Genomic DNA, 20351 nt, shown 5'->3' with positions numbered 1-20351 from the left:
GCAACAGGAGAAGAGCACGATCCGCCACATGAGCACCACCCGCGACCGCGCGAGAGGCGCGATGACAGGGCTCGCCGTCGGCGACGCCCTCGGCGCACCCGCAGAGAACATGAAGCCCTCGCAGATCCGTGAGCGATGGGGCCGCATCGAGGGCTTCGTCTCCGACGACCCGGCCGGAACGGACGACACGGAGTACGCCATCTTCTCCGGCCTGCTGCTGGCCGAGCACGGCTCGGCGCTCACCGTGGAGGCCGTCGAGAGCGCATGGCACCGCTGGATCGCCGATGTCGAGATCGGCCAGGAGGGCTCCTTCAAGGGTGCGGGATTCAGCGAGCGCGGCACGCTGGAGAACCTCCGCAGGGGCCTGGCAGCTCCCATCTCAGCGCAGCACAGACACGCGTGGAGCGACGGACTGGCCATGCGCGCGGCCCCGTTCGGGGTGTTCGCCGCCGGGCGCCCGGCCGAGGCGGCGCGGCTCGTCGCGATCGACGGCACGATCAGCCACGAGGGCGAGGGCATCTACGGAGGCCGCGCCGTCGCCGCGGGCGTCGCCGCCGCCATGGTGGGCGACAGCCCTGACGCCGTCGTACAGGCCGCTCTCTCCGTCATCCCGGAGAACTCCTGGACCTCGCGCTCCCTCCAGCGCGCCGTCTCGGCCGCGCGCCGCGCGCGCCACAGGCCGGACGCCACGCGGCTGAGCGTCGAGCGGGCCGTACGCTCGTCCGTCGTCATCGGCGGCTACCCCTGGACCGATCTGGCCCCGGAGGCCGTTGGCCTCGCGTTCGGCGCTTTCACCGCACGGAGCGGCGACTTCAGGGAATCGGTGCTCACCGCCGTGAACATGGGCCGCGACGCCGACACCACGGCCGCTGTCGCGGGGGCGCTGGCGGGGGCACTGCGCGGCGAGAGCGCGATCCCCGCCGAATGGGCCGAGGCGATCCGGCCCGTACGCGGCACCTGTCTGCCCGCCATGGCGGGGCGGCATGTGCGGGAGATCGCCGACCAGTTGACGCTGCGGCACGACACGCGGGAAGCCTCATGAGCTGCACACTGACCGAGACCGGAACCGGCGCCGAAGAGGGCGTGCCCGGCGAGGACGTACCCGGCGAAGACGGGCCCGAAGGGGGCGCGGCCGGCGGTCCGGAGAACGCGGAGGACGCACAGGGCGGCGGGCCGCGCCGGATCGAGGGCCTGCTGCTGGGCCTCGCGGCAGGCGACGCGGCGGGCTGGCCCTCGGGGCGGCACAGGGCGGCGCGGCTGCCCGACTGGACGCGGCGGCTGACCCGCGAACTCGACACGTTCGCCGAGCAGAACGCCACGACCACGCTGCCCGTACCCATCGCGCTCAACCAGCCGCCGGAACCGCTGCGCCTGGGCCCCTCGGACGACGCGGAGTGGGCCGCCTTCACCGCCGGCGCCGTGCTCTCGGCGGACGGGGCAGGGCACAGCGACCTCACGCCCGACCAGCGGGTACGCGCGGCGCTCACGCTCTCGTGGAACGCGCTGGCCGACGAGGTCGCCGCCGCTGCCGAACGGGCCGAGGAGATCGAGTCGGCGCAGATACCGCTGCGCGCCCGCATCTCCGTACGCGCGGGGCTCGGGAACCTGGCGGCAGGGCTGCGGCCCCCGGCCACGGGCCACGACAACCCGCACTACTTCGACGACGCGGCCTGCGTACGTGCCGCCGTGCTGGCCGTCGTGCACCCCGGCGACCCCGAAGCCGCCGCCGGGCTCGCCGAGTTCGACGCGCGCTACACCCAGGACGGCGACGGGGTGCACGGCGCACGTGCCATGGCCGCTGCCGTCGCCACGGCGCTGGCAGGCGGCGAGGTCGCGGACGCCGTGGCCGCGGCGCTGGACCAGTTGCCCGAGGGTACGGAGATCCGGCGCAACGCGCTGCACGCCGTGGCCCTCGCGCGTGCCGCGGTCGCCGACAGACCTGGCCAGCCAGGCAACGCCTTCGCGCTCGTGCCCGTGCTGGAGCACGAGATCGTCGACCACGTCTACAGCTACGGCATCGCAGCCGCCGAGACCGTGCCCGTCGCGCTCGCCACGGCGACCGCCTCGGCAGGCGTGCTCAGCGAGGCCGTTCCGGCAGCCGCCTGCATGTCACGCGTCGCGGACTCGGCACCGGCGCTCGCCGGAGCCCTCACCGGAGCGCTCGGCGGTGCCCGCGCGCTCCCGGCTTCCTGGCGTGACGCCTGCCGGAGGCTGTCCGGCTGCTCCCTGCCGCAGTTCGCTGGGGCCGACCTCGTCGAGACGGCCGAGCAGTTGGCCGCACACCACCTGATCACTCCACTGGAAGGACCCCACGCCTCATGAGCACCTCCACATCTGATGTTCCGCAGGCCCTTTCCCTGGAGGACCGCACCGCGGGCTGCCTCGTCGGTGCCGCCGTGGGCGACGCGCTGGGCGGGCCCGTCGAGGGCTGGACGCCGGAGGCCATCGCCGAACGGCACGGGGGCCGCGTCCAGGGCATCGTCGAGCCGTTCCACAAGGACGAGTGGCGCACGGCCCGGCCCATCGCGCCGTACCACAAGGGCGACGGGCACGTCACCGACGACACCCTCATGACCCATGCCCTCGTACGCGTCTACGAGAAGACGCGCGACCACCTCGACGCGTACGCCGTCGCCGACCACCTGGTGCCCGACCTGATGGGCACCCCGCGCTGGATTCCCGAACTGGAGGCCGAGGCGCTCCCGTTGCAGCGGATCTTCCTCGCCGAGAAGTGGCTCGTCGCACGGCTGCACTACGGCCACGTCGACCCGCGCGAGGCGGGCAGCGGCAACATCGTCAACTGCGGCGCGGCGATGTACATGGCGCCTGTCGGCGCCGTCAACGCGGGCAATCCCGAGGGTGCCTACGCCGAGGCCCTGGATGTGGCGGCTGCCCATCAGTCGTCGTACGGGCGGGAGGCCGCCGGTGTCTTCGCCGCGGCCGTCGCCGCCGCCTACCGGCCCGGCGCCACGCCCGCCACCGTGGTGGACGAGGCACTGCGGCTCGCCAAGGACGGTACGAAGTCCGCCATCGAGGCGGTGGCGGAGGCCGCGGTCCGCTACTCGGACTTCGAACCCGCGCTGCGCCCGCTGCGGGAGGCCGTCGCCCCGTTCGACACCGTAGGACCCGACTACCGCAACCCCTCGCTCGGCGCCCGGCGCCCCTCCCGGCTGCACGCCATCGAGGAGTTGCCCATAGCCCTGGGCATGCTGCTCATCGGCGACGGCGACTTCCGCCACACCGTTCTCGGCTCCGTCAACTACGGGCGCGACTGCGACTCCATCGCCACGATGAGCGGCGCCGTCGTCGGCGCGCTGCGCGGCCAGGCCGCGGTTCCGGCCGAGTGGGCCGGGGAGGTCGCCCGTGCGAGCCGCCTGGACCTGGCAGGTCCTGCCGCCTCCCTGGCGACGGTGACCCGCGAGGTCTTCGCCCGCGATCTGGAGCGGCGGCGCGCCCACGAGGCGGTCTTCGCCGCGCTGGGAGCCCCCCAATGACCGCCCTCCCCGCACGCGCCGTCACCCCGAGCTGCGCTGTGCGCTCCGCAGCCAGTGCCGCGTACGGTGCGCGGTTCGCCGCGGGTACGCCGTGGCTGGCCGCGCAGTTCCCCGCGCCCCTTCCGGGCGCAGCCCGCAGCCGGGAACGTCCCCGCACCCACCACGACCGCCCCGCACGCGCCGTCACCCCGAGCTGCGCTGTGCGCTCCGCAGCCAGTGCCGCGTACGGTGCGCGGTTCGCCGCGGGTACGCCGTGGCTGGCCGCGCAATTCCCCGCGCCCCTTCGGGGCGCACCCTCACCGCACCGGACTTCGGGAGGCACCCCATGAATCTCCGTCTCACCTGGGTCCAGCCCGAGGACCTGGTCGGGCACGAGTTGCGCCAGGCCCAGCAGGACGGCCGCGACACCGCACCCGTGGCGGCGCGCTGGCGAGCAGCCGGCGGCCACGGAGCTCCGGACAAGGCGGGCGCCTCGCCGACCCCACCGAGGCCCGAACTGCGCGCGCTGGCAAGCGAGTTGCTGGACGAACTCGCCACGCTGCCCACCCCGTCGGCAGAACACGAGCCAACGGACCTGGCCGCGATCAAAGCGGCCTGCGCCCGCTGGCCTGAGCCCGTACGCAGCGCGCCGGGACTCGAAGCGCGTCTGCACGCGGCCTGGCTGGGCCGCGCCGCGGGGTGTCTGCTGGGCAAGCCGGTCGAGAAGGTGGACCTGGCCGGCATCAGGTCCCTGGCCGCTGCCACGGGCAACTGGCCGCTGAACGACTGGTTCACGGAGCGCGGCCTGGACCCCGGGATCGCGGCGGCGCACCCCTGGAACCGCCGCTCGGCCCCCACCTCGCTGGCCGAGAACATCGACGGCATGCCCGAGGACGACGACCTCAACTACCCGCTCCTGGGGCTGCTGTTGCTGGAGCGGCACGGTCACGGCTTCAGCACGGCCGACGTGGCGAAGCTGTGGCTGGACGAGCTGCCTGCAGGCCGTACGTTCACGGCCGAGCGCGTCGCGTACCGCAACCTGCTGGACGGCGTCGAGCCGCCCCGCACCGCCTCGTACCGCAACCCGTTCCGCGAGTGGATCGGGGCGCAGATCCGCGCGGACATCTTCGGCTGGACCCACCCGGGCGATCCGGGCGCAGCCGCCGAGGCCGCGTGGCGTGACGCGGTGCTCACCCACACGGCGAACGGGGTGTACGGCGAGATGTTCGCGGCAGCCGCGCTCGCCCACGCGGCGGCTGCGGCACCGTCCCCCGGGCGCGGGGGCGCGGCGCCGGACGTCCACGCGTGCCTGGAGGCGGGCCTGTCGGTGGTCCCGCCCGGTTCCCGGTACGCGGAGGCCGTCCGTACGGGCATCGCGGCTGCCCGTGCCTCGGACGACTTCGACGAGGTGGTCGACCACCTCCACGCCACCTATGGCGCCACCCACCACTGGGTGCACGTCCTCCCCAACGCGGCGCTCCTCGCAGCGGCCCTCACCCATGCGGACGGGGACTTCACGGCCTCCATCTGCCGTACGGTGTCCGGCGGTTGGGACACCGACTCCAACGGTGCGACGGCGGGTTCCCTGGCGGGCCTGCTGGCGGGCAGCCCGGAGGCGCTGCCGGAACGCTGGACGGCCCCACTGCGCAACCGCCTCGCGACAACGGTCGCGGGGCTGGACGGTATCGGCTTCGACACCCTGGCATCCCGCACCGCCGCTCTGGCCCAACTCCCGTACGGGAGCGGCGGGTCGGCGCCCCCGCACGGGAGCGGCGGGCCGGCACCCGGGGCGCGGCGCGTGCGCCATGGCGCGGGGCCGGGAGGGCCGGCCAGCCTCGCGGTGTTCGGCAGCACCAACATGGACCTGGTCGCGACCGTCCCCACGGCACCCGCACTGGGTGAGACGGTCACGGGCAGGGAGTTCCGTACGGTCCCCGGCGGCAAGGGCGCCAACCAGGCCGTCGCCGCCGCGCGCGCGGGAAGCGCGGTGCACATGATCGGCGCGGTCGGCGAGGACGAGTTCGCCGCCCGGCTCAGGGCCACGCTCGGCGAGGCGGGCGTCTCCACGGACGGGCTGCGCACAGCGCCCGGGTTCCACAGCGGTACGGCGCACATCACCGTGGACGGCAAGGGCGCCAACTCGATCATCGTCATTCCCGGCGCCAACGGCACGCTGAAGGGGATCGGCGCGGGGGACGAGGACCGTATCGCGCACAGTGACGCGCTCCTGCTCCAGTTGGAGACGCCGATGGAGGGCGTCGTGGCCGCGGCACTGGCGGCGCACGCGCGCGGCGTCCGTACGGTGCTGACGCCCGCGCCCACCCAGCCCCTGCCGCCCGAACTGCTCGCCGCCACCGACCTGTTGGTTCCGAACGAGCACGAGGCGGCGGATCTCTCCGGCAGAGCGGACCCCTACGAGGCGGCGGTCGCGCTGCTCGACCTCGTGCCCGAGGTCGTCGTCACGCTGGGTGCGCGCGGCAGCGTGTACGCGGCGCGGGGCGCCGAGCCGCTGACCGTTCCCGCCTTCCCCGTGCGGGCCGTGGACACGACGGCGGCGGGCGACACCTTCGTCGGCGCCCTGTGCACGGCGTACGCGGAGGGCCGTCCGATGCCGGAGGCGATGGCGTGGGCCTCGGCGGCCTCGGCGCTGGCCGTACAGCGCCCGGGAGCCTCGTCGTCCATGCCGGAGCGCGCAGAGATCACGGCGTACGCAGAGCAAAGGAACCCCGCACGATGAACGCAGGCACCACGGACAGCGACCCGATGAACGCGGGCGCAGGCGGCGCCGCTCCCCTCTCCGGGCTGCGCGTCCTCGACCTGGCCACCCTCTTCGCCGGCCCACTCGCCGCCACGATGCTCGGTGACTTCGGCGCCGAGGTCATCAAGGTCGAACACCCGCGCAAACCCGATCCCTCCCGGGGGCACGGGCCCAGCAAGGACGGCATCGGCCTGTGGTGGAAGCTGCTGGGCCGCAACAAGCGGAACATCACCCTGGATCTGTCCTCACCGGGTGGACGCGAGGTACTGCTCAAGCTGGCGGCGGAAGCCGACGTGGTCATCGAGAACTTCCGCCCCGGCACCCTGGAGAAGTGGAACCTGGGCTGGGACGAACTCTCGGCGGCCAACCCGCGTCTCGTGCTCGCCCGCGTCACCGGCTTCGGGCAGGTCGGTCCGTATGCGCACAGGCCCGGGTTCGGCACGCTCGCCGAGGCCATGAGCGGTTTCGCCGCGATCACGGGCGAACCCGACGGGCCGCCGACGCTGCCCCCGTTCGGCCTCGCCGACTCGATCGCGGCGCTCTCCACGGCGTACGCCGTGATGACGGCGCTGGCGGGCCGGGACCGTACGGGCACGGGGCAGGTGGTGGACATGGCGATCATCGAGCCGATGCTCACGGTGCTGGGCCCGCAGCCCATCTGGTACGACCAGCTCGGCTACGTCCAGCCCCGTACGGGCAACCGCTCGGCGAACAACGCGCCCCGTAACACCTACCGCACGGCCGACGGCCGCTGGCTGGCCGTCTCCACCTCGGCACAGTCGATAGCGGAACGCGTACTGCGCCTGGTGGGGCGCCCGGAGTTCCTGGACGAGCCGTGGTTCGCGACGGGCGCCGGCCGGGCGCAGCACGCGGAGGAGCTGGACGAGGCCGTCGGCTCATGGATCGCGCGGCACGACGAGGCGGAGGTCGTACGCGCCTTCGAGGAGGCACAGGCCGCCGTCGCTCCGGTGCACGACGTGCGGGACGTGATGGAGAACGAGCAGTACCGCGCGCTCGGTTCGATCACGGAGATCGAGGACGAGGACCTGGGCAAGGTGAAGATGCAGAACGTTCTCTTCCGCCTCTCCGAGACCCCCGGCGCCATCAAGTGGGCGGGCCGCGCGCACGGCGCCGACACGGACGAGGTGCTCACGGGTCTCGGCCTGGACCCGGCCGAGATCGCCGCGCTCCGCGAGGAGGGAGCGCTGTGACCGGTACCCCGCTCACCTGGCTGTACGTGCCGGGCGACCGCCCCGAGGTGGTCGCGAAGGCGCTGCGTTCCGGCGCCGATGTGGTCCTGGTGGACCTGGAGGACGCGGTGGCGCCCGACCGCAAGGAGTACGCCCGTTCCGCGACGGCCGAACTCCTCTCCGACCCGGCCCCAGGGCCCGCCCCCGTACACGTACGCGTGAACGCGCTGGACGGCCCCCTGGCGGCGGCCGACGTGCGCACCCTCACCGGCCTCCCCGGACTGGCCGGTCTGCGCCTGCCGAAGGTGACGGGCGCGCCGGACCTGGCCCGGGTCGCCCACTGGGCAGGGCCCCGACTGCCGCCGCTGTACGCGCTGTTGGAGTCCGCACTCGGCGTGGAACGCGCCTACGAGATCGCCACGGCGCACCCCGCGCCGTGCGGTATCGCGCTGGGCGAGGCCGACCTGCGGGCCGACCTGGGCGTCGCCGGCAGCCACGGGCTGGCCTACGCCCGCAGCCGTACGGTCGTCGCGGCCCGCGCCGCGGGGCTGGCCCCGCCGCCCCAGTCGGTCTACCCGGACGTGCGCGACACCGAGGGCCTGGCGGCGTCCTGCGCCGAGGGCAGAGCGGCGGGCTTCCTGGGCCGTACGGCGATCCATCCGCGCCAACTCCCCGTCATCGAACGGGCCTTCAGGCCGACGGCCGAGGAGATCGAGTCCGCGCGGCAGGTCGTGGAGGCCGCGCGTACCGAGGCGGGTGCGCTGGCGCTCCCCGACGGCCGCTTCGTCGACGCCGCCGTCGTGGCCGCCGCGACCCGCACCCTGGAGCTGGCCACACGCGCCGACCACGCCCCGACCGGCGCCTGAGCCCCGACCGGCACAGGGGCGTCCCCCGGAAGGGGGGTCAGCCGACCGCGACGCCGAACAGCGCCCCGAGCCCGTACGTCACAGCAGCAGCCGCGCCGCCCAGCGCGAGCTGCCGCAGCCCGCTGAACCACCACGGCCGCGCGGTCACCCGCGCCACGACGGCCCCGCACACGAACAGCCCGAACAGCGCCAGCAGTACGGCCGGCAGCAGGGCCGTCGCGCCGAACAGGTACGGCAGCACGGGAAGTACGGCACCGAGCGAGAACGACAGGAACGAGGAGACGGCGGCAACCGTGGGCGAGGGCAGGTCGGTCGGGTCGATGCCGAGTTCCTCCCGCGCGTGTATCTCCAGGGCCTGCTCGGGGTCGCGGTGCAGCTGCCTGGAGACCTCCATGGCGAGTTCGGGGTCGACCCCGCGCGACTCGTACAGCCCGGCCAGCTCCTTGACCTCCTCGCCAGGGCTGCGCCGCAACTCCCCGCGCTCGACCTCCAGTTCGGCGAGGACGAGTTCCCGCTGCGAGGCCACGGAGGTGTACTCACCCGCCGCCATCGAGAACGCACCGGCGGCCAGCCCCGCGAGGCCCGCGATGACGATCGTCTGCGAGGACGCCGAGCTGCCCGCGACACCCGTCATCAGACCGAGGTTGGAGACCAGCCCGTCCATCGCGCCGAAGACGGCGGGACGCAGCCAACCGCCGTTGACGTCCCTGTGGGTGTGGTTGTCGCGGTGGGCGGCATGGGTGGCGTGCGTCGGGTCCGAGACCCCGGCTTGGGACATGGCCGGTACTGCTCCCTTCGGTGCTGCGGTGCTTACGGTGTCGAAGATAGGCACGAATCGACGCCGTCTGCCAGCAAGGAAGGCCGTACTTACCGCGCTGACCTGCGGTTTTCCTCAGGGGTGTGATCAGGACTCCTCGGTGGGCCGGTCCTGCCCTCCGTGGCTGAGCGCCTCCCCCAGCTCGTCCTGCACGAGGTTGTCGCGATCGAGCCTGCCCGTCCGGTACGCGGCGCGACCCACCATGTGCGCCGCGACGGGAGAGGTGAGGAGCTGGAAGACGCCGACGAGCAGCAGCGTGCTCAGATCGACGAAGCTGCGCAGCCACAGCCCTGTCCCGATCAGTACGAGCAGCAGCCCGAAGGACTGCGGCTTGGTCGCAGCGTGCAGCCGCGTCAGCACGTCGGGCAGGCGCAGCAGCCCGATACCGGCCAGCAGGCACAGCAGCGCACCGGCGAACATGAAGACGAGCCCCGCCACATCGGCCACCCTGATCCAGTTCACGCGGTGCTCTCCTCCCCCGTCTCCTCGCTGGAGTCCGCGTCGCTGGTGCCCGCCTCGTCGCGCAGGGCCATGAACCGTGCGACGCCGATGGAGCCCGTGAACCCCAGGAACGAGAGGACCAGCAGCACGGGCAGGTAGTACGCGGTGTGCCGCACGGCGGTATGGACACCGATGCCCGCCATCGCCACCGAGATGAGCGCGTCCAGCGCGACGGCGCGGTCCAGTGTGGAGGGGCCCAGCGTCAGCCGCAGGGTCACCATCAGCCCGGCGGCGAGCAGCAGCCCCGCGATCACCGCGATCATCACGTCCACGGTCCGAACACCTCCTCCGCCGCCTCGGATGCCGTGATGGACGCGATGTCGGCCCGGGTGCCGAAGGCCCGTACGACACGTGCCTCCAGCCGCAGCGCGTCGCGCCGTGCCCGGTCGCGCTGCTCCTGGCTTCCGGCGCCGAGCACATGCAGATAGAGGGTGCCCGACCTGCGGTGCACCTCCAGTACGGTGCTGCCGGGAACGGCCGAGACGGCGACGGCCGTTGCCGTCAGCATCAGGTCGCCGGGGCAGCGCATCCGTACTCCGAGCACCGCGCAGGGCGGCTTGCCCGGGCCGACGATGTAGCGGTTGAGGCGCCAGCTGGAGACCACCATGTCGACGGCGAAGCGCGCCACGAACCAGAAGATGCCGACGGGATGGAGCCGCGCCTGCTTCTCGATCGGCGGCAGCGGAAAGAGGAAGACGACCAGCAGTCCGATCACCACCCCTGTCAGCAGGTTGGCGAGGGTCAGGTCGCCCCACAGCAGCATCCACAGCAGGGTCAGGCCGAGCACCATCGGCCACTGGGTTGCGCGCAGCCTGCTGGACTGGGGCAGCCGCTGGGGTGCCGTCAACTCTTCATCACCGCCTCCACATAGGGGGTTCGCGCGATCAGTTCACCGGCCGCGCGGTCGGTCAGCCCGAACAGCGGTCCCGCCAGCACCGTGAAGGCGATCCCGAAGACGACGAGGCCGATGGTCGCGCCCGTCATGCTCGTGGGCAGCGTGCTGCTGGTGGTGATCTCCTGGCCCCCGAACGTCGCGGTCACCCTGCGCCCCGCGAGCACGGTCTCCTTGCGCCCCGGCCCGACCCCGTCCCAGTCGGTGGCGGGCGTCTCCGCCGGACCTCCGCTCCCGCGCCCCGTTCCGGACCCGTCGTCCGCGGTGCCGCCCCCGCCGCTCCCCCCGCCGACTGCACCGTCCCCGTCCCCGCCGCCGTCCCCGTCCCCGTCCTCCTCGGGTGAGTCGCCCTCCGCCGTGTCCAGGACGGTGCCCACGGCGCACATCTCGGGTGTGGCGGCCCGCCAGAAGGCGAGGTTCCAGGCTTTGACCAGGGCGTAGAGGGTCAGCAGGCTGGTCACCGTACCGCCGGCGACCAGCACATACGTCAGCACTCCGCCCTCGTCGACGCCCGCGCGCAGCAGGCCGAGCTTGCCCAGGAACCCGGAGAGCGGCGGGATACCGGCCAGGTTCATCGCGGGGATGAAGAAGATGACGGCCAGCAGCGGCGAGAGCGTGGCGAGTCCGCCGAGGCTCTGGAGGTCGGTGGTGCCGCTGCGGCGTTCGACGAGCCCGGCGACGAGGAAGAGCGTGGTCTGCACGGTGATGTGGTGCGCCACATAGAAGACGGCGCCCGCGATGCCGTCGTGCGAGGCGAGCGCGATACCGAAGACCATGTAGCCCATATGGCTGACGAGGGTGAAGGACAGCAGCCGCTTGAGGTCGGTCTGCGCGACGGCTCCCAGGATGCCGACGATCAGCGACAGCAGCGCGACGGCCATCAGTACGTCCCCGATCCGGTCGCCGGGGAAGAGCAGCGTCTGGGTGCGGAGTATCGCGTAGACACCGACCTTGGTCAGCAGCCCGGCGAAGACAGCGGTGACGGGCGCGGGCGCCGTCGGATACGAGTCGGGGAGCCAGGCGGCCAGCGGGAAGACGGCCGCCTTGATACCGAAGACACCGAGCAGCGCGATCTGGATGACGGAACCCACGCCCTGCGGCAACTCGTCGAGCCGCGCCGGCAGTTCGGCCATGGTGACGGTGCCCGTGGCCGCGTACACCATCCCGACGGCGGCCATGAACAGCACCGAGGACAGCAGCGAGACCACCGCGTACGTCGCGCCCGCGCGGATGCGCGCGATGGTGCCGCCGATGGTCAGCAGCACATAGCTGGCGGTCAGCATGATCTCGAAGCCGACGTAGAGGTTGAACAGGTCACCGGCCAGGAAGGTGTCCGAGACCCCCGCGACCAGCACCAGGTAGGAGGGGTGGAAGACGGACAGCGGTGTGGCCTCGTCGTTGTCGGCCATGCCCTGCCCGACGGAGTAGATGAGCACGCACAGCGTCACGGCCGAGGAGATCACCAGCATCAGCGCCGACAGCCGGTCGGCCACCAGCACGATGCCGACGGGCGGCGGCCAGCCACCCGCGTACATCACCTGCGGCCCGTGCCGGTCGGCGGCGATGAGCAGCACCAGCGAGACGATCAGCACGGTCAGCAGCACGGCCGCGCTGATGAACCGCTGCACGCGCCCCAGCCTGGCCCCGATGGCGAGCTTCAGACCGGCGGCGCACAGCGGCAGGATCACCGGCAGCGGCACCAGCGCCGAGGCGAAGGCCGCGGCGTCCGACGGCTGTGCCCCGCCGCTCACCGCGCCGCTCCCGTCCGCGTCCCGCCGGCCCGGAGGCCGCCTGCCGCCTGCCGGTTCACCGGTCGGCGCCCAGGATCGTCTGCCACGGATCGTCCTCCCCTTCGGTCTCCTCCGCCGTCTCCTCGGCGCGTGCCTGGCGGGCGCGGAAGGCGCGCGCCTCGGCCCGCGCCCTGCGCCGCATCTGGCGGTACTGGTCGCGGGCGCGGCCGAGCTTCTGGTACGCGCTGCTGTGCTCCTGCGCCTCGCGCTCCTCCTCGTCGTGTGCCAGCGCGCGGTACTCGTGCCGGCGTTCGCGGTAGGTGGCCCGCAGCCGCTCGCGCTCGTCGGCATACTCGGCACGCCGCACGACGCGGATGTCCTCGTCGTCGTCGGGCACGTCGTCGTTGCCGGACAGCTGCCAGGAGCGGTACGCCATGGTCACGAGGAAGGCGGTCAGCGCGAGCGTGATGACGATGGCGGTGAGGATGAACGCCTGGGGCAGCGGGTCGGCCATCTGCCGCCAGTCGAGGTCCGGGTAGAGCAGCGCCGACTCACCGGCGGGGCCCGAGGTGGTGAGCACCAGCACATTGACGCCGTTGCCGATCAGTACGGCGCCCAGCAGGATGCGGGTGAGGGGCCGCGCCAGCAGCAGCGCCGTACCGGAGGCGAACAGCACCCCGCCGCAGACCACCAGCGCCAACGTCGCCGTCACGAGCCCGCCCCCTCCTGGCCCCCGCGCCGCTCCTGGCCCTCGCGCGCCTTCTTGGCGCGCTCGCGTTCCATGCGCCGGTCGATCTCGGAGCCGAGGCTGCGCAGGATGTCCAGGACGACACCGAGCACCAGCAGATAGACACCCGTGTCGAACAGGACCGGGCTGGCCGCGTGGAAGCCTTCGATGAGCGGGAGTTGGGCGTGCACGGTGCCCGACGCCAGCACGCTGCCCCCGAGCAGGAGCCCGGCGAGCCCGGTCACGGTGAGGATCAGCAGCCCGAGCCCGAGCAGGAACCCCGCGTCAACGGGGGCGGCGGCGGCCAGTTCGAGCCGGCCGCCCGCGAGATACCGCACGGCCACCGCGAGCCCCGCCACGAGCCCGGACGTGAAGCCGCCACCCGGCAGGTTCCCGGCGCAGAAGAGCAGGTAGAGCGAGAGGACCACGATCGGGTGGAAGACGAGCCGCGCCATCACCTCGAACATCACCGAGCGCCCCTCGGGGGCCAGGGTCACGCTCGCCGCCAGCCAGGTGCGCCGGGGCGCGACGGCCGAGCCGCGTGGCTGCAGCGCGTCGGGCCGCGCGGGCAGCTTCCACGCGTCGAGCCGGCCGACGGCGGCCCGCCGGGCGCCCGTGTCATCGAGCGCGACGCTGGCCGACCCCGGCACCAGCGGAGCCGGGAAGCGCGAGCCGCCCGGGCCAGGGGAGCCGGGTACGGGCAGCGCGACGGGCACGCGTGCGCGGCGGCGCAGATAGACGAGGCTGGTGACGCCGACGGCAGCGATGGCCAGCACGGCCGACTCCCCCATCGTGTCCCAGGCCCGCAGGTCGACGAGGGTGGTGGCGACGACGTTCTTGAGGTTCTCGTGCTCGGTCGCCGTCGCCAGCTCCGGCCCCGACGGGTTGGCGACGCGGGCGGCGAGCGTGAGGTAGATGAGCCCGGAGACGAGGGTGCCCATGGCGACGGCGAAGACGAGCTGCACCATGCGCCGTGGCCGCCAGCTCCTGTTCTGGCGGGGGAAGCGCGCGGGGAGCCTGCGCAGCACGAGCACGAAGATGATCAACGAGACGGTCTCCACGGCGAACTGCGTCAGCGCCAGGTCGGGCGCACCGTGCAGCACGTACAGCAGCGCGGCCCCGTATCCGGTGATCCCCGCGAGCACGGCGGCCTTCATGCGCTGCTGTGCCAGCACGCACAGCACCCCGACGGTGCTCACACCGAGCGCGACGACGAGCTGCGGCAGGGAGTCGAACAACCGGGGCGGCCCCAGGTGCTGCCAGGGCTTGTCGACGGCGAGTTCCACGCCCTCGAAGCCGAGCAGCACCACGAGCGCGGTACCGAGGTAGACGGGCAGGGAGCCGCGCTGCACGGTTCCGGTGACCTGGAGGGAGAGCCGCTCCAGGTTCCACAGCGCCCGTGCGAACACCTGGTCACCGTCGAACTGCGACAGCTTGTCCCCGAACACCCCCAGGGGATGTGCAGCGGCGAAGACGAGAGCGCCGAGCACCCAGGTCAGCGCCGAGAGGCCCAGCGCCGGCCCGAACCCGTGCCACAGCGCGAGATGGAGAGGCGGCCCCTCGGCGGGGAACGCCGCAGCGTACCGCCCCACCAGCCGGTCCAGCCACGCGGCGCCCGGCCCCAGCACGAGCCCGCACAGCGCGCACCCGGCGGCGGGCAGAAACGTGCGGGCTCCCGTACGGGTACCGCGCGGCACGGTCACCGGCTCCAGCGGCGGAGAGCCGCCCTTGGCGGCGAACGCGCCCCACAGGAAGCGCAGGGTGTAGGCGGTCGTCAGCACGGAACCGGCGACGACGGCTGCGAGCGCCCACAGTTCGGCCGCGCCTCCGTGCAGCAGCGCCGAGACCGTCAGTTCCTTCGACGCGAATCCGAACAGCGGCGGCACTCCCGCCATCGAGAGCCCCGCGAGCACCGCCGTCGCACACACCCACGGCAGCGAACGTCCCAGTCCTGAGAGCCTGTTGAGGTCCCGGGTCCCGGTGGCCTGGTCGATGATCCCGACGACGAGGAAGAGCGGCGCCTTGAACAGCGCGTGCGCCAGCACCATCGCGGCACCGGCGACGGCCGCTTCCCTGCTGCCGTCGCCGACGACCAGGGTGAGGAAGCCGAGCTGGCTGACCGTTCCGAAGGCGAGCAGCCGCTTCAGATCCGTCTCCCGCAGTGCCCGCCAGCCGCCCAGCAGCATGGTGACGGCGCCCAGTGCCAGCACCATCGCGCGCCACGGCACGATGTCGGCGAAGGCGGGAGCGAGCCGCGCGACGAGATAGACCCCGGCCTTGACCATGGCCGCCGCGTGCAGATAGGCGGAGACGGGCGTGGGGGCCGCCATGGCACCCGGCAGCCAGAAGCTGAACGGCCATACGGCGGACTTGGACAGCGCCCCCACCAGGACCAGCGCCACCCCGCCCGAGACGAGGCCACCCGGCTGAGGCGGCTCAGCGACCATCGCGGAGATCCGGTACGTGCCCGCTGCCTGCCCCAGCATCAGGAACCCGACGAGCATCACGAGCCCGCCGAACGCGGTGACCAGCAGCGCCTGGAGCGCCGCACGCCGGTTGGTCCTGCGCTGGGCGCCGTGGCCGATGAGCAGGAACGAGAAGACGGAGGTGAGTTCCCACAGCACGTACAGCACGATCAGGTCATCGGCCAGCACCAGCCCGAGCATCGCCCCGGCGAACGCGGTCAGCGAGGCGGCGAAGGCACGCAACCGGGGTTCGCCCGAGCTGAAGTAGCCCGCGCAGTAGACCATCACCAGCGCGCCGATGCCCCCGGCGATCAGCACCATCAGGAGGGCGAGCGCATCACACCTGAGCGAGAGGTGCACACCGAGTGCCGCGATCCACGGCCAGTGCTCGGTGACCACGCCCCCGCCGGCCACCTCGCCGTAGCGCGTCCCCGCCCACACGGCGGCGGCTGCGGGCACCAACGCGAGCGCCAGAAACGCACGGGGGCCGAGCCACCGCACAAGTGGCCCGGCACAGCACGCGGTCGCGAAGTGGGCGACGATCAACCACAGCACGCACAGAGAATTGCACATATATATGCGCAATTCGGGCAGGCGGTGCCCGGCCCTCCCCGCCGCAGCGGCACATGGCCACGGCGGCGGGTAACGACGCCCCTACGACAAGGACAACGGCGCCCGCGAGGACACTACGACTTGGACCCGTCCACGGCCTTGCTGCCCGACGCCGACGCGTCGTCGGCCGGGCCCCCGGCCGGCTCCTCGCCCGCATCGGCGGCAGCGCCGGAGGACTTCCCCGACTCGGCGGACTCCCCGGCGCCGGAGGACTTCCCCGCCGACCCGGCAGCCGCCTCAGGCTCCGGCTCCGGGGACTTGCCGGACACAGCGGCCTTCTTGGGCTCGTCAGCGCCCTTCTTCGACCCGGCAGCGGCCTTCTTGGGCCCGGAGGACTTGTCCGCGGCAGCGCCCTTCCCTGGCTCCTCGGACTCCTCCTCAGCGGGCTCGACGACCTCTTCACGCCCCGGGTGCTTCTTCGCCGAGATCACGATGGCTGCGACGGCGGCGAGGAAGACGACAATCGCCGTCCAGTTGTTGAGCCGCATCCCGAACACATGGTGCGCGTCGTCCACCCGCATGTACTCGATCCAGAAGCGACCTACGGTGTAGGCGGCGACGTACAGCGCGAAGGTCCGTCCGTGCCCGAGCTTGAAGCGGCGGTCGGCCCAGATGACGAGGATCGCCACACCGACGCACCACAGCGACTCGTAGAGGAACGTCGGGTGGTACGTCGCGAGGTCGGGGGTGTCGACGGGCCGGTGCTCCGGGTCGATCTTGAGCGCCCAGGGCAGATCGGTGGCACGCCCGTACAGCTCCTGGTTGAACCAGTTGCCCCAGCGCCCCAGCGCCTGGGCCAGGGCGATGCCGGGTGCGACGGCGTCCGCGTAGGCGGGCAGCGGAATGCCCCGGCGACGGCAGCCGACCCAGGCGCCCACGGCGCCGAGCGCGATGGCACCCCAGATCCCCAGGCCGCCGTCCCAGATACGGAACGCGTCAACCCAGTTACGGCCCTCGCCGAAGTAGAGCTGGTAGTCGGTGATCACGTGGTAGAGCCGGCCGCCGATGAGGCCGAACGGCACGGCCCATACGGCGATGTCGGCGACCGTGCCGGCCCGCCCGCCGCGGGCGATCCAGCGCCGCCCGCCGAGCCAGACCGCGACGAAGACGCCGAGGATGATGCAGAGCGCATAACCGCGCAGCGGAAGCGGCCCGAGGTGAATCTCACCGGCCGAGGGACTAGGGATAAAGGCAAGGGTCTCCATGGCGTCCCCGACGCTACCGTGCCGAGCCGCACCCCCTGCAATCAGCCCGCACAACGGCTCCATAACGGCCCTAGCCGCGCGCCTCCACCTTCTTCTTCAACTTGTCGGGAGTGAGCGGATCCGACTGATTCCCGTACACGTCCTTGCCGTCCAGCAGGATGGTGGGCGTTCCCCGGTGCTTCGTCTTGGTGAAGGCTTCGTTGGACGCCTTCACCCACTTCTCGTACTTGCCGCTCCGCACGCACTTCTCGAACGCGGGGCTGGACAGGCCGTCGACCTTCCCGGCCAGATCCAGCAGTCGCTCGTTGCTCCCGAACGCGTCGTCCTGCTCCTCGGGCTGGCTCTGGAAGAGCACGTCGTGGTACTGCGAGAACTTGCCCTCGTCCCGGGCACAGACCGCCGCGTTCGCCGACTTCGTCGAGCCGCTGCCGCCCATGTTCTGGTCGATGAGCGTCACCAGGTGGTACTCGGCCTTGAGTTTGCCCGCCTTCTCCAGCTGCCGGACGGTGCCGCGGTACTGGTTCTCGAACTGCCCGCACGCGGGGCAGCGGAAGTCCTCGTAGACCGTCAGCTTCGATGCCGCGCCGGCCTTGCCGACGGTGATCGGCTTCGCCGACTGGACGTCGCCGCCCCCGCCGTTGCCCTGGCTCGCGACGGTCACACCGACAGCACCTGCGACGACCAGCACACCGACGACGATCCCCGAGACCTTCATCGTCCGCCGGCGCTTCGCCGCCGCCTTCTCCCGCTGTTGCTCCGCACGCAGCCGCTCGCGGGCCGTCTGCTTGCCTTCACTGTTCCTCTGGCTCATCACACCCGGGGCCAACGAGACCGCGCGGCGACGGCGAGCCCGAACGTCCACCATTTCACCCAAAAGTGGGTTTACCGGCCCCGCCCTGCCCCGACGAGCAGGCAGCGGCGGGACCGGGCCCGGGCTACTTCCTGCGCACGCCGACCGCCAACTCCCCGGCGAGCGCCCGCACCTCGGCGAGCCCCGCGTCCAGCGAGTCTGCTGCGAGCAACAGCTTCACAAAGGCGGAGCCGACGATCACCCCGTCGGCGAACTCGGCGACCTCGGCTGCCTGTTGGGGGTTGGAGACCCCGAGCCCGACGCATACGGGCAGCGAAGTCACCGCCCTGGTACGGGCGACGAGTTTCTGCGCCTCACGCCCGACCGACTTCCGCGTCCCCGTGACGCCCATCAGCGAGGCGGCGTACACAAAGCCGCTGCCGGCCGCGGTGATCCGTGCCAGCCGGCCGTCCTGGCTGCTCGGCGCGACGACGAAGACCGTCGCCAGCCCCCAGCGCTCGGCCGCCTTCCGCCAGCCGTCGGCCTCCTCGACGGGCAGGTCGGGCAGGATGCACCCGGCGCCCCCCGCGTCGGCCAGTTCCTCGGCGAACCGCTCGACCCCGTACCGGTCCACCGGGTTCCAGTACGTCATGATCAACACCGGCTTGCCCGTGGCGGCATGCGCCTCACGGACCGTACGGATCACATCCGCGATCCGCACCCCGCCCTTGAGCGCGATGTCGTCGGCGGTCTGGATGACGGGCCCGTCCAGGACGGGGTCACTGTGCGGCAGTCCGACCTCGACCACGTCGCACCCGCTCTCCAGCAGCGCCGTGCACGCCGCGATACCGCCCTCGACGGTGGGGAACCCGGCGGGAAGGTAGCCGACAAGGGCGGCCCTGTTCTCGGCCTTGGCACCGGCGAGCGCGGCATCCAGCAGCGCGCCCCTCTGCAGACCACTCACTTGCTCTCCCCCTCACCGTCGTACAGCCCGAAGTACCGCGCCGCGGTGTCCATGTCCTTGTCACCGCGCCCGGAGAGATTCACCAGAACGAGTCCCCCGGAACCGATCTCACGGCCGAGTTCGAGCGCACCCGCCAGCGCGTGCGCGCTCTCGATGGCGGGGATGATGCCCTCGCTCTCGGAGAGCAGCCGCAGCGCGCGCATGGCCTCGTCATCGGTGACGGACCTGTACTCGCCGCGCCCGCTGTCCTTCAGATAGGCGTGCTCGGGGCCGATGCCGGGGTAGTCGAGCCCCGCCGAGATCGAGTACGGCTCGGTGATCTGCCCCTCGTCGTCCTGCAGAACGTACGAACGCGACCCGTGCAGAATGCCCGGCTCTCCCATGGACAGCGTGGCGGCGTGCTCGCCCGAGTCCACCCCGTGCCCCGCGGCCTCGAACCCGACCAGCCGCACCGCCGCATCGCCCAGGAACGCGTGGAAGAGCCCGATCGCATTCGACCCGCCCCCCACACACGCGGCCACGGCATCGGGCAGCCGCCCGACCCGCTCCAGGATCTGCCGCCGCGCCTCGACCCCGATCACCCGATGGAAGTCCCGCACGAGCTGCGGGAACGGATGCGGCCCCGCGACCGTGCCGAACAGATAGTGCGTATGGTCCACGTTCGCGACCCAGTCGCGGAACGCCTCGTTGATGGCGTCCTTGAGCGTCCGGCTCCCCGACGTCACCGGGATGACCTCGGCACCGAGCATCCGCATACGCGCGACGTTCAGCGCCTGCCGCTCGGTGTCGATCTCACCCATGTAAATGGTGCATTCGAGCCCGAACAGCGCGCACGCCGTAGCCGTAGCCACCCCGTGCTGCCCGGCTCCCGTCTCAGCGATCACACGGGTCTTCCCCATGCGCCTGGTCAACAGGGCCTGCCCCAGCACATTGTTGATCTTGTGCGAGCCGGTGTGGTTCAGGTCCTCCCGCTTGAGAAAGACCCGCGCCCCACCCGCATTCTCCGCAAACCGCGGTACCTCGGTGAGGGCGCTGGGACGCCCCGTGTAGTTGACGAGCAACTCGTCCAGCTCCGCGGCAAAGGCGGGATCAGCCTTCGCCTTCTCGTACTCGGCCGCCACCTCGTCCACGGCAGCGACCAGAGCCTCGGGAATGAACTTGCCGCCGAACGCGCCGAAATAACCGGCCGCGCTAGGAATCTGACCCTGCGGATCAGGAATAAAAAAGTCGGACATACCGACACCACTCCTAGGATGTTGACCCCAACAGGACGTCTCACCCAATCCCCAAAAGCCCCCAAATCATGCCCGCCCCACCCCACTCCAGGGCAGGCCCCGATACGGGCGGGGGGAGTCCTAGAG

The 20351-nt window shown here is 72.3% G+C and carries 17 protein-coding genes and 1 pseudogene; 7 read left to right on the top strand and 11 right to left on the bottom strand.

From position 1 onward, the window contains the following. Positions 1 to 28: 28 nt before the first annotated feature. The 7 genes and pseudogenes from NMN56_RS18250 to NMN56_RS18220 all read left to right on the top strand — a co-directional run bounded on the left by NMN56_RS18250 (position 29) and on the right by NMN56_RS18220 (position 8287). Positions 29 to 1042, top strand: a complete 1014-nt coding sequence (locus tag NMN56_RS18250) for an ADP-ribosylglycohydrolase family protein (RefSeq protein ID WP_274041722.1) — start codon at positions 29 to 31, stop codon at positions 1040 to 1042. Next, positions 1039 to 2322 (top strand): ADP-ribosylglycohydrolase family protein, encoded by a 1284-nt coding sequence (locus NMN56_RS18245; RefSeq protein WP_274041723.1) that lies wholly within the window; start codon positions 1039 to 1041, stop codon positions 2320 to 2322. Before NMN56_RS18250 ends, NMN56_RS18245 begins: the two co-directional genes overlap by 4 nt. Next, positions 2319 to 3494, top strand: a complete 1176-nt coding sequence (locus NMN56_RS18240) for an ADP-ribosylglycohydrolase family protein (RefSeq protein WP_274041724.1) — start codon at positions 2319 to 2321, stop codon at positions 3492 to 3494. Before NMN56_RS18245 ends, NMN56_RS18240 begins: the two co-directional genes overlap by 4 nt. Positions 3495 to 3819: 325 nt before the next feature. Next, positions 3820 to 5193: pseudogene (locus NMN56_RS18235) on the top strand (ADP-ribosylglycohydrolase family protein); the annotation flags it as partial. A 78-nt stretch (positions 5194 to 5271) separates the two neighbouring features. After that, positions 5272 to 6210: a ribokinase gene (gene rbsK, locus NMN56_RS18230; RefSeq protein WP_283742493.1), complete on the top strand. Its 939-nt coding sequence runs from the start codon at positions 5272 to 5274 to the stop codon at positions 6208 to 6210. Then, complete coding sequence (locus tag NMN56_RS18225; RefSeq protein ID WP_274041725.1) at positions 6207 to 7442, top strand: CaiB/BaiF CoA transferase family protein; 1236 nt, start codon at positions 6207 to 6209, stop codon at positions 7440 to 7442. Before rbsK ends, NMN56_RS18225 begins: the two co-directional genes overlap by 4 nt. After that, positions 7439 to 8287, top strand: coding sequence for an HpcH/HpaI aldolase/citrate lyase family protein (locus tag NMN56_RS18220; RefSeq protein ID WP_274041726.1), 849 nt, complete (start codon positions 7439 to 7441; stop codon positions 8285 to 8287). Before NMN56_RS18225 ends, NMN56_RS18220 begins: the two co-directional genes overlap by 4 nt. Before the next feature lie 37 nt (positions 8288 to 8324). Here the strand turns inward: NMN56_RS18220 and NMN56_RS18215 are convergent, their stop codons facing one another. The 11 genes from NMN56_RS18215 to trpB all read right to left on the bottom strand — a co-directional run bounded on the left by NMN56_RS18215 (position 8325) and on the right by trpB (position 20225). Continuing rightward, on the bottom strand, positions 8325 to 9065 hold the full coding sequence (locus NMN56_RS18215; protein WP_274041727.1) for a VIT1/CCC1 transporter family protein: 741 nt from the start codon (positions 9063 to 9065) through the stop codon (positions 8325 to 8327). A gap of 126 nt (positions 9066 to 9191) precedes the next feature. Further along, positions 9192 to 9566, bottom strand: coding sequence for a monovalent cation/H(+) antiporter subunit G (gene mnhG / locus NMN56_RS18210; RefSeq protein WP_274041728.1), 375 nt, complete (start codon positions 9564 to 9566; stop codon positions 9192 to 9194). After that, entirely contained in the window at positions 9563 to 9868 is a 306-nt protein-coding gene (locus tag NMN56_RS18205; RefSeq protein ID WP_274041945.1) for an MrpF/PhaF family protein, read from the bottom strand. The genes mnhG and NMN56_RS18205 overlap by 4 nt, the downstream gene beginning before the upstream one ends. Continuing rightward, a complete protein-coding gene (locus NMN56_RS18200) occupies positions 9868 to 10452 on the bottom strand; it encodes a Na+/H+ antiporter subunit E (RefSeq protein ID WP_274041729.1) in 585 nt (194 codons plus the stop codon). The genes NMN56_RS18205 and NMN56_RS18200 overlap by 1 nt, the downstream gene beginning before the upstream one ends. Continuing rightward, entirely contained in the window at positions 10449 to 12248 is a 1800-nt protein-coding gene (locus NMN56_RS18195) for a Na+/H+ antiporter subunit D (RefSeq protein WP_274041730.1), read from the bottom strand. Before NMN56_RS18195 ends, NMN56_RS18200 begins: the two co-directional genes overlap by 4 nt. Positions 12249 to 12303: 55 nt before the next feature. Continuing rightward, on the bottom strand, positions 12304 to 12939 hold the full coding sequence (locus NMN56_RS18190; RefSeq protein ID WP_274041731.1) for a Na(+)/H(+) antiporter subunit C: 636 nt from the start codon (positions 12937 to 12939) through the stop codon (positions 12304 to 12306). Beyond that, positions 12936 to 15974, bottom strand: a complete 3039-nt coding sequence (locus tag NMN56_RS18185) for a Na+/H+ antiporter subunit A (RefSeq protein ID WP_274041732.1) — start codon at positions 15972 to 15974, stop codon at positions 12936 to 12938. Before NMN56_RS18185 ends, NMN56_RS18190 begins: the two co-directional genes overlap by 4 nt. Positions 15975 to 16105: 131 nt before the next feature. Then, on the bottom strand, positions 16106 to 17236 hold the full coding sequence (lgt, locus tag NMN56_RS18180) for a prolipoprotein diacylglyceryl transferase (RefSeq protein ID WP_274041733.1): 1131 nt from the start codon (positions 17234 to 17236) through the stop codon (positions 16106 to 16108). A gap of 70 nt (positions 17237 to 17306) precedes the next feature. Then, the gene (locus tag NMN56_RS18175) at positions 17307 to 18047 is read right to left on the bottom strand and encodes a DsbA family protein (RefSeq protein ID WP_274041734.1); all 741 of its coding nucleotides are present in this window, start codon (positions 18045 to 18047) and stop codon (positions 17307 to 17309) included. 124 nt (positions 18048 to 18171) lie between these two features. Then, positions 18172 to 18990, bottom strand: coding sequence for a tryptophan synthase subunit alpha (gene trpA, locus NMN56_RS18170; RefSeq protein WP_274041735.1), 819 nt, complete (start codon positions 18988 to 18990; stop codon positions 18172 to 18174). Continuing rightward, positions 18987 to 20225: a tryptophan synthase subunit beta gene (trpB, locus tag NMN56_RS18165; protein WP_274041736.1), complete on the bottom strand. Its 1239-nt coding sequence runs from the start codon at positions 20223 to 20225 to the stop codon at positions 18987 to 18989. The genes trpA and trpB overlap by 4 nt, the downstream gene beginning before the upstream one ends. Positions 20226 to 20351 lie beyond the last annotated feature (126 nt).

The sequence above is a fragment of the Streptomyces iconiensis genome (assembly GCF_028657195.3).
In the GTDB taxonomy this organism is placed as follows: Bacteria; Actinomycetota; Actinomycetes; order Streptomycetales; family Streptomycetaceae; genus Streptomyces; species Streptomyces iconiensis.
This window is presented reverse-complemented; position numbering and strand designations above follow the sequence as displayed.

Coding starts and splice junctions, on each gene's coding strand:
- lgt (WP_274041733.1), bottom strand. CDS start 17,236: ATGGAGACCCTTGCCTTTATCCCTAGTCCCTCGGCCGGTGAGATTCAC.
- trpB (WP_274041736.1), bottom strand. CDS start 20,225: ATGTCCGACTTTTTTATTCCTGATCCGCAGGGTCAGATTCCTAGCGCG.
- NMN56_RS18250 (WP_274041722.1), top strand. CDS start 29: ATGAGCACCACCCGCGACCGCGCGAGAGGCGCGATGACAGGGCTCGCC.
- NMN56_RS18205 (WP_274041945.1), bottom strand. CDS start 9,868: ATGATCGCGGTGATCGCGGGGCTGCTGCTCGCCGCCGGGCTGATGGTG.
- NMN56_RS18225 (WP_274041725.1), top strand. CDS start 6,207: ATGAACGCAGGCACCACGGACAGCGACCCGATGAACGCGGGCGCAGGC.
- NMN56_RS18215 (WP_274041727.1), bottom strand. CDS start 9,065: ATGTCCCAAGCCGGGGTCTCGGACCCGACGCACGCCACCCATGCCGCC.
- NMN56_RS18240 (WP_274041724.1), top strand. CDS start 2,319: ATGAGCACCTCCACATCTGATGTTCCGCAGGCCCTTTCCCTGGAGGAC.
- NMN56_RS18245 (WP_274041723.1), top strand. CDS start 1,039: ATGAGCTGCACACTGACCGAGACCGGAACCGGCGCCGAAGAGGGCGTG.
- NMN56_RS18175 (WP_274041734.1), bottom strand. CDS start 18,047: ATGAGCCAGAGGAACAGTGAAGGCAAGCAGACGGCCCGCGAGCGGCTG.